Origin of the sequence: Actinoplanes sp. NPDC051633, from assembly GCF_040681735.1 — a bacterium.
Classification (GTDB): Bacteria; Actinomycetota; Actinomycetes; order Mycobacteriales; family Micromonosporaceae; genus Actinoplanes.
Map to the genome: position 1 here is coordinate 1 of NZ_JBFAZH010000224.1, position 8,453 is coordinate 8,453.

General features: G+C 69.7%; 10 protein-coding genes. 6 read left to right on the plus strand and 4 right to left on the minus strand.

The window, feature by feature from the left end; genetic code table 11:
- The coding region (locus AB0M20_RS15225; RefSeq protein WP_364298390.1) for a DUF1684 domain-containing protein at window positions 1-561 on the plus strand (561 nt) is incomplete at its 5' end.
- On the opposite strand, the gene AB0M20_RS15230 is transcribed toward AB0M20_RS15225, so the two are convergent.
- Window positions 521-1,105 (minus strand): GNAT family protein, encoded by a 585-nt coding sequence (locus tag AB0M20_RS15230; protein ID WP_364298393.1) that lies wholly within the window; start codon window positions 1,103-1,105, stop codon window positions 521-523. The two genes, AB0M20_RS15225 and AB0M20_RS15230, sit on opposite strands and share 41 nt — an antisense overlap.
- Window positions 1,106-1,208: 103 nt before the next feature.
- Between AB0M20_RS15230 and AB0M20_RS15235 the strand changes: the two genes are divergently transcribed.
- The gene (locus AB0M20_RS15235; RefSeq protein ID WP_364298395.1) at window positions 1,209-1,766 is read left to right on the plus strand and encodes a dihydrofolate reductase family protein; all 558 of its coding nucleotides are present in this window, start codon (window positions 1,209-1,211) and stop codon (window positions 1,764-1,766) included.
- A 67-nt stretch (window positions 1,767-1,833) separates the two neighbouring features.
- On the opposite strand, the gene AB0M20_RS15240 is transcribed toward AB0M20_RS15235, so the two are convergent.
- From AB0M20_RS15240 to AB0M20_RS15250, 3 genes are read right to left on the minus strand one after another with little or no spacing between them, the layout of a single operon-like run.
- Entirely contained in the window at window positions 1,834-2,790 is a 957-nt protein-coding gene (locus AB0M20_RS15240; RefSeq protein ID WP_364298410.1) for an NAD(P)-dependent alcohol dehydrogenase, read from the minus strand.
- Window positions 2,790-3,020, minus strand: a complete 231-nt coding sequence (locus tag AB0M20_RS15245; RefSeq protein WP_364298397.1) for a helix-turn-helix transcriptional regulator — start codon at window positions 3,018-3,020, stop codon at window positions 2,790-2,792. The genes AB0M20_RS15240 and AB0M20_RS15245 overlap by 1 nt, the downstream gene beginning before the upstream one ends.
- Window positions 3,014-3,418, minus strand: coding sequence for a hypothetical protein (locus AB0M20_RS15250; protein ID WP_364298399.1), 405 nt, complete (start codon window positions 3,416-3,418; stop codon window positions 3,014-3,016). The genes AB0M20_RS15245 and AB0M20_RS15250 overlap by 7 nt, the downstream gene beginning before the upstream one ends.
- A gap of 119 nt (window positions 3,419-3,537) precedes the next feature.
- Here AB0M20_RS15250 and AB0M20_RS15255 point away from each other — a divergent pair, with 119 nt between their 5' ends.
- The 4 genes from AB0M20_RS15255 to AB0M20_RS15270 are packed head-to-tail and all read left to right on the plus strand — an operon-like array spanning window position 3,538 to window position 8,329.
- Window positions 3,538-4,200, plus strand: a complete 663-nt coding sequence (locus AB0M20_RS15255) for a TetR/AcrR family transcriptional regulator (RefSeq protein WP_364298401.1) — start codon at window positions 3,538-3,540, stop codon at window positions 4,198-4,200.
- Window positions 4,200-5,936: an ABC transporter ATP-binding protein gene (locus AB0M20_RS15260; RefSeq protein WP_364298404.1), complete on the plus strand. Its 1,737-nt coding sequence runs from the start codon at window positions 4,200-4,202 to the stop codon at window positions 5,934-5,936. Before AB0M20_RS15255 ends, AB0M20_RS15260 begins: the two co-directional genes overlap by 1 nt.
- A complete protein-coding gene (locus tag AB0M20_RS15265; RefSeq protein WP_364298406.1) occupies window positions 5,933-7,891 on the plus strand; it encodes an ABC transporter ATP-binding protein in 1,959 nt (652 codons plus the stop codon). Before AB0M20_RS15260 ends, AB0M20_RS15265 begins: the two co-directional genes overlap by 4 nt.
- A gap of 36 nt (window positions 7,892-7,927) precedes the next feature.
- Window positions 7,928-8,329, plus strand: coding sequence for a hypothetical protein (locus AB0M20_RS15270; RefSeq protein ID WP_364298408.1), 402 nt, complete (start codon window positions 7,928-7,930; stop codon window positions 8,327-8,329).
- Window positions 8,330-8,453 lie beyond the last annotated feature (124 nt).

The window sequence follows — 8,453 nt, forward strand, 5'->3', positions numbered from 1 at the left end:
GCCGACTTCCGGGCGGCCGTCGCCGGCATGTATCTCGCGGACACCGACCTGGCCGGGTTCCGCGCCGCCCGCGACGACCTCTTCCGCGACCATCCGATGTCACCGATCGCCCGCGACGCCCCCTTCGACGGCCTGCGCTACTTCCCGCCGGACGACGACGCGGTGATCGAGGCGGCGCTGACCCCGGCGGAGGGCGAACTCGAGATCGACACCGGCGGGACGGACGGCGTGTGCCACTACCGCCGGATCGGCATCCTCGACACGCCGGTCGGTGAGCTGTCGCTGTGGTGGTTCCAGGCCTACGGCGGCGGGCTCTTCCTGCCGGTGCGCGACGCCACGTGCGGCCCCGAGTCGTACGGCGGCGGGCGCTATCTGACCGACACGGTGAAGGGCACGCACGGGCGCGGGGTGGTCGCGCTGGGCGACGGCCGGGTGCGCCTCGACTTCAACTACCTCTACAACCCGAGCTGCGCGTACGACGACCGATGGCTGTGCCCGCTGGCCCCGCCCGAGAACACGGTCAGGACGGAGATTCGGGCGGGAGAGCGGAAGTACCACTGACCCCGGCGTGCCACTCGGCGGCCAGGATCGCCCACACCTGCGTGTCGTGCCGCACGCCGCGGTACTCGTACTCCTCGCGCAGCCGCCCCTCGAGCCACATCCCGAGCCGGCGCGCGACCGCCTGGCTGGGGGCGTTGTCGGTGCGGCACCTCCACTCCACTCGGTGCAGTCCGCGCTCGGTGAAGGCCCAGTCGAGCAGCGTGCCCACGGCGGCGGTGACCAGCCCGCGCCCGGTGCCCGCCCGCTCCAGCCAGCAACCCGCCTCGGCGACGCCGGCCGCGGCGTCGAACGACACGAACATGACGCCGCCGACCAGGGTGCCGTCCAGCCAGATGCCGAGGATCCGGCCGCCGTCGCGCGCCTGCAGGTCGGCATAGCGCTGCAGGGTCGCGGTCGCCGACTCGAGGTCGGTGCTGCGGCTCGCCCACGGGATCCACGGATCGACCAGCTCGCGCGCCCGGTCGATGTGCGCCAGGAACTCCGGCGCCTGCCAGGGCTCGAGGGGCCGGAGCTCGGCGCCGGAGCCGAGGTCGATCGAGAACATTCCGGCAGCCTAACCGCCCTCCGGCCACCCCTGACCCGATTGCCCCAGGAGCGAACGGCGGCGCCTGGGCCGCGACGCCGTAGTGGCGTTAGAGTCGCTGGCCATGGGAGTCCTCACCTTCAGCTTCAACCTCACCCTGGACGGCTGCGTCGACCATCAGGAGGGGATCGCCGACGACGAGACGCACGCCTTCTTCACCCGTCTCATGGACGAGTGCGGGGCAATGCTGTGGGGTCGCGTCACCTACGAGATGCTGGAGAGCTCCTGGCCGGCCGTCGCCCGCGGCGACGACGAGGCGCCGCCGGCCATGCGCGAGTGGGCGGTCAAGCTGGAGGCCAAACCCAAGTACGTGGTGTCGTCGACGCGTAGGAACTTCCCGTGGACCAACAGCCACCACATCACCGGCGATCTGCGCGAGGGCGTGCAGAAGCTCAAGGACGCGACCCCCGCCGGGGTCCTCCTCGGAAGCGGCAAGCTCGCGACCGAGCTCGACCGGCTGGACCTGATCGACGAGTACAAGCTGCTCGTCCATCCCAGGCTCGCCGGCCACGGCCCGACGCTGTACCAGGGCGGGCTGCCCGGCACGCGCGAGCTCGAGCTGCTCTCGGCGGAGCCGCTCCGCAACGGCGTGGTGGCCCTGCACTACCGCCGCGCGAACTGAGTCCGAGGAGTCCATCGCCGCCGGCTCACCGGCAGCGCGGCGTCCTCCTCGCGGCATGGACGACAGGCTATGGGATCACGACGAGCTTGCCCTGCGCACGGCCCTCCATCACGTCACGGATGGCGGCCGGCGCCTCGGCCAGGGCGTACGTCCGATCGATCACCGGGGTCAGCGTCCCGTCGCCCAGCATCCCGGCGAGGGTCACCAGATCCTCCCGGCGCTCGAGGGCCAGCAGCGAGCGCAGGCGGTGGCCGACGAACGGGCTGATCACCGATCCGCGGAGACCACGGGTCAGGCCGCCGCCGACCCACCGGCCGTCGTCCTCCCCGCCGACCATCACGACGGTGCCGCGAGCGCTGAGTGCGCCGCGCAACTCACCCAGGGTACGCAGGCCGGCGATGTCGATGATGACGTCGTAGCCGCGCCCGATCCCCTCGCGGTTGTAGTCGATGACGTGGTCCGCGCCGACCGACCGGACCAGATCGGCCTTGCCGGCACTGCACACCCCGGTCACCTCGGCGCCCCGCGCCTTGGCCAGTTGCACCGCGAACGTGCCGACGCCGCCGCCCGCCCCGATGACGAGCACCCGGTGCCCGGCCGCGACCTCACCCTTCTCGACCGCCTGCAGCGCCGTCCCGCCGGAGATCGGCGTGACGGCGGCCTGCGCGGCGGTCACGTTCGCCGGCCGCCGCACGAGCAACTCGGTGGTGGCGATCGCGAACTCGGCGAACGATCCCCGGCTGATGCCGAACACCTGGTCACCGATCGACAGTGGACTGTCCGGCCCGGTCGCCACGATCGTGCCGGCCACGTCCCGGCCGCGGACGGGATCCTTCGGTCTGCGTAAACCGAAGACCAGCCGGGCGGCCATCGGCAGGCCGGTCATCAGGTGCCAGACGCCGGGGTCGACCCCGGCCGCCGCCACCTGGAGCAGCACCTCACCGGGCCCGGGTGCCGGCCGTTCGACCTCGCGGCACTCGAGCACGTCGTACGACCCGTACCGGTCCTGTGTCACTGCCTTCATCATGGTGATGCCTCCCCTGTCGGATACTGGAAAACGTCGTCGAGCCCGACGCCGAAGACGCCGGCGATCTGAAAGGCCACCTCCAGCGAGGGCGAGTAGCGCCCCTGCTCGATGGCGATCACGGTCTGCCGGGTCACGCCGATGCGCTCGGCCAGCTCGGCCTGCGTCATCTCGCCGTTCGCGAAGCGCAGCGCCCGGATCGAGTTGGTGATGCGGGTCGGTTTCACCACGAGTGGAACCCCCGCCGGTAGGCGACGAGTTTGGCGATCGACCGGACCACCTCGGAGAGCACGAAGGACAGGTAGAGGGCGTTGGCGATCCAGCCGTACGACCACTCGGCCAACGCCAGGATCAGCGCCGCCAGTGCGCCGATCACCAGCATCGACTGGCCCACGTACTGCCCGAACCGGTCGATCTCGCGGTCGCGCTGATCCTTCTCACCCGCGCCCTCGCGCCAGATCATCCCGGCCGCGATGGCCAGGACGATGCCGGCGGTGATCCCGGCGCCGATGGTCCAGAGCATCGCGACCTTGTAGCCGACGCCCCCGGCGAGCAGCAGCAGATAGGCCGCATAGCCCAGCACCGCGACGCCGCCCTGGATCCAGACGCGCCTCTCCTCCGATGTCATGCCGTTCAATGTAAAACAAGTTTTACATGACGTCAAGGAAAGCAGACACCAAGTTAAACCTTGCTGACACATGACAAATGTCAGTGGCTGAGTGAGTGCTCGCTCATTAGAGTGGCGGCGTGCATGAAGCAAAGCGCCGGCGCGTTCCGGCCATGGCTCCCGAGGACCGGCGCGCGGCCCTCGTGGAGGCCTGCGTCCCGCTGCTCTACGAACACGGGCTGGAGATCAGCACCAAACAGATCGCCGGCGCCGCCGGGGTGGCCGAGGGCACCATCTTCGGCGTCTTCGAGAACAAGAACGCGTTGCTGGTCGCCGCTCTGGTCCGGGCGCTCGACCCGCAGCAGACGCTGGACGCGCTGGCGGCGATCGACCGGTCGCTGCCGCTGCGCGACCGGCTGATCATCACGGCGGAGCTGATCCAGCGCCGCTTCACCGAGAACGCCCGGTTGATCGGGGCGGCACGCACGCTGGCCATGGCGCCGGAGAACCACGAGAACGCCGCGGCGAACATGATGCGGGCACGCACCCTGCTCGAGGCGGCGATCACCGACGTGATTGCGCCCGACGCGGAGTCGCTGCGCCGCTCACCGCAGTTCACCGCGCGACTGCTCCTGCTCTTCGCTGGAGCAAACACGTACGGGCCGTTCGCCGACCCGGAGAACTTCAACGCGGCCGAGCTGGTCTCACTGCTGCTCGACGGACTGCAGGTCGTCGAGCGGCCGGACGGATTGGTCCTCCCGCGCATCGGCAGCTGGGACGACAACGAGAACGGGGACGGGTAGTGCTGCTCAAACTCCTCCGACGGCACCTGCGGCCGTACCGGAAAGAAATCCTGCTGGTGGTCGTCTTCCAGCTGATCCAGACGCTGGCGACGCTCTACCTGCCGACGATCTTCGCGGACATCATCGACAAGGGCGTCGTGGTCGGCGACACCAGCTACGTGATGCGGGCCGGCGGCATGATGCTGGGCATCACGCTGCTGCAGATCGCCGCGCAGGTCGTCGCCGTCTACTTCGGCGCCAAGGTCGCGATGGCGGTCGGCCGGGACGTACGCGCCGCGATCTTCGCCGGGGTGGCGACCTTCTCCGCCCGCGAGGTGGGCCAGTTCGGCGCGCCGTCGTTGATCACCCGCACCACCAACGACGTGCAGCAGGTCCAGATGCTGGTGCTGCTCACCTTCACGCTGATGGTGTCCGCGCCGATCATGTGCTTCGGCGGGGTGGTGCTGGCGCTGAACCAGGACGTGCCGCTGTCCGGGCTGATCCTGGTCATCGTTCCGATCCTGATCCTGCTGGTCGCCCTGATCATCCGGGCCATGCGGCCGCTGTTCCGCATGATGCAGGTGCGCATCGACAAGGTGAACCGGGTGATGCGCGAGCAGATCGCCGGCATCCGGGTGATCCGCGCGTTCGTCCGCGACGATGTCGAGCAGGAGCGGTTCGGCGGCGCCAACGACGAGCTGACCGACGTCTCGCTGCGGGTCGGCAAGCTGATGGCGCTGATGTTCCCGGTCGTGCTGCTGGTGGTGAACCTGTCCAGCGTGGCCGTGCTGTGGTTCGGCGCGTACCGGATCGACTCCGGCGCGATGCAGATCGGGGCGCTGACCGCGTTCCTCAGCTATCTGATGTACATCCTCATGTCGATCATGATGGCCACCTTCATGTTCGTGATGATCCCGCGGGCCGAGGTGTGTGCCGAGCGGATCGAGGAGGTGCTGACCACCGAGTCGTCCGTGCGCATCCCCGACAACCCCGTCACGACCGTCTCCCGGCACGGTGAGCTCGAGCTGCGCGGCGTCGACTTCCACTACCCCGGCGCGGAGGCGCCGGTGCTCTGCGGCGTCGACCTGGCCGCCCGGCCGGGCGAGGTGACCGCGGTGATCGGCAGCACCGGATCCGGCAAGTCGACGCTGCTCAACCTGGTGCCGCGGCTCTTCGACGCGACCGGCGGCACGGTGCTGGTGGACGGCGTGGACGTCCGCGACCTCGACCCCGGGTTGCTGTCCCGGCTGGTCGGCCTGGTGCCGCAGCGGCCGTACCTGTTCACCGGCACGGTCGCGTCGAACCTGCGCTACGGCAATCCCGACGCCACCGATGAGGAGCTGTGGCACGCGCTCGAGGTGGCGCAGGTCCGCGACTTCGTGGAGCAGATGGACGGCGGGCTCGACGCGGCGATCGCCCAGGGCGGCACGAACGTCTCGGGTGGACAGCGGCAGCGGCTGGCGATCGCCCGGCTGCTGGTGCACAAGCCGCAGATCTACCTCTTCGACGACTCGTTCTCGGCGCTGGACTACGCCACCGACGCGGCCCTGCGGGCGGCGCTGGCGCAGCAGACCCGGGACGCCACGGTGGTGATCGTCGCCCAGCGGGTCAGCACGATCCGCGACGCCGACCGGATCATCGTGCTGGACGACGGCCGGGTGGTCGGCACCGGCACGCACCTGGAACTGATGGACGGCAACGAAACGTACCGCGAAATCGTTCTTTCGCAGCTCACCGAGCAGGAGGCCGCCGCATGACCGCGCCCAACCGCAGGCCCGGCGGGCCGCCGATGGGCGGACCCGCCCGGGCGATGATGGCCGCCGGGATGCCGAAGGAGAAACTCCAGGACTTCAAAGGCTCCAGCAAGCGTCTGCTCGGCCTCGTCAAGCCCTGGAAGGAGCAGGCCGCAGCGGTGCTCGTGCTGGGCATCGCCAGTGTCTTCCTCACCGTGCTCGGGCCGTGGCTGCTCGGCAAGGCCACCGACATCGTGTTCGCCGGCGTGGTCGGGCGCATGCTGCCGGCCGGCGCGAACAAGGAGGAGCTGGTCGACCAGCTGCGGCAGCAGGGCGAGAACACCAAGGCCGACCTGCTCTCCGGAGTGGACGCGATCCCCGGGCAGGGCATCGACTTCACCCGGCTGTGGCACCTGCTGGCCTGGGTGGCGCTGGTCTACGTCGGCGCGTCGCTCTTCGCGGCGCTGCAGGGGCGGCTGACCGCGACGATCGTGCAGCGGCTGGTCTACCGGTTGCGGTCGGACGTCGAGACCAAGCTGTCCCGGCTGCCACTGTCCTACTTCGACCAGCAGCCGCGCGGCGAGGTGCTGAGCCGGGCCACCAACGACACCGACAACATCGCGCAGACCCTGCAGCAGACCTTCTCGCAGCTGGTCACCGCACTGCTGACCATCATCGGCGTGCTGGCGATGATGTTCTGGATCTCGCCGCTGCTGGCGCTGATCGCGCTGGTCACCGTGCCGGTGTCGTTCTTCATCACCACGGCGGTCGGCAAGCGGTCGCAGCCGCAGTTCGTCCGGCAGTGGTCGACCACCGGCAAGCTCAACGGCCACATCGAGGAGATGTTCACCGGCCACTCGCTGGTCAAGGTGTTCGGCCGCGAGCAGGAGGCGGCGGAGACCTTCCGGCAGCACAACGACGCGCTGTACCAGTCGGCGTTCCGCGCGCAGTTCATCTCCGGCCTGATCCAGCCCGCCATGATGTTCGTCGGCAACCTCAACTACGTGCTGGTGGCCGTGATCGGCGCGTTGCGGGTGGCGTCCGGCACGCTGTCGCTGGGTGACGTGCAGGCGTTCATCCAGTACTCCCGGCAGTTCAGCCAGCCGCTCACCCAGGTGGCCAGCATGGCCAACCTGATCCAGTCCGGCGTGGCCTCGGCCGAGCGGGTGTTCCAGCTGCTCGACGCGCCCGAGCAGAGCGCCGAGCCGGCCCCGGTGGAGATGCCACGGGTACGCGGACGCGTCGCCTTCGAAGACGTGAGCTTCCGGTACACGGAGGCCGGATTCGGGATCGACCACCTGTCCCTCACCGCGGAGCCGGGTCAGACCGTCGCCATCGTCGGGCCGACGGGCGCCGGCAAGACGACGCTGGTCAACCTGTTGATGCGGTTCTACGACGTGACCGGCGGGCGGATCACGCTGGACGGTGCAGACATCGCGACCATGCCGCGGGAGCAGCTGCGCGAGCAGATGGGCATGGTGCTGCAGGACACGTGGCTGTTCGGCGGGACGATCGCCGAGAACATCGCGTACGGCGCCGACGATCCGTCGCCCGAGAAAGTGCAGGCGGCGGCCGAGGCGGCGCACGTCGACTCGTTCGTGCGGACGCTGCCGGACGGCTACGAGACCGTGATCGACGAGGAGGGCTCGAACGTCTCCGCGGGGCAGAAGCAGCTCATCACGATCGCGCGGGCGTTCCTCGCCGAGCCGAGCATCCTGATCCTGGACGAGGCGACCAGCTCGGTGGACACGCGCACCGAGGTGCTGATCCAGCGGGCGATGGCGACGCTGCGCGCCGGGCGCACCAGCTTCGTCATCGCGCACCGGCTGTCCACCATCCGCGACGCCGACGTGATCCTGGTGATGGAGTCCGGCTCGATCGTCGAGCAGGGCACCCACGACGATCTGATGGCCGCCGGTGGCGCCTATGCCCGGCTCTACTCGGCGCAGTTCGCCCAGGCGGCGGTGGACGTGGGATAACTTGTCAGCGTCAAGATGCGCTGCTAGCGTCGGGTGATGCTCGACGAACAGCTCCGCATCGTCGCCGGGGTGGTGCTGCTCTCCGTGATCGGCATCGCCTACGGCGGTACGTTCCTCCTTCGCGTCGTCCGCGGCGGCGTGCCCGCCAACGGCCTGCAGAAGTCGTTCTTCCGGGCCGGGCACGCCCACGCGGGGGTGCTGGTCATCCTGGGCCTGCTGGTGCAGCTCTACATGCAGCTGGCCGACGTCGGACGGCCCTGGGCGGCGCTGTCCTACGGCGTGCTGTTCGCGGCGATCCTGATGCCGGCCGGCTTCTTCCTGTCGGTGATCGGCAAGGATCCCCAGAAGCCGAACGGCCTGATCGCCCTCCTCTGGACCGGCGCGGCCGTCCTGACCGTGGGCCTGGCCGCCGCCGGCATAGGCCTGATCACGGCCTAGCGAAAAGTGGTAGCTCAGCCACGCGTTTCGGGGGCGAATGCGTGGCTGGGCTACCACTTTTGGCTTGCGCCCCGTGGGCGCGAGCGAAAGTGGTAGCCAGGCCCCCTATCCGAGGGACGGGCGC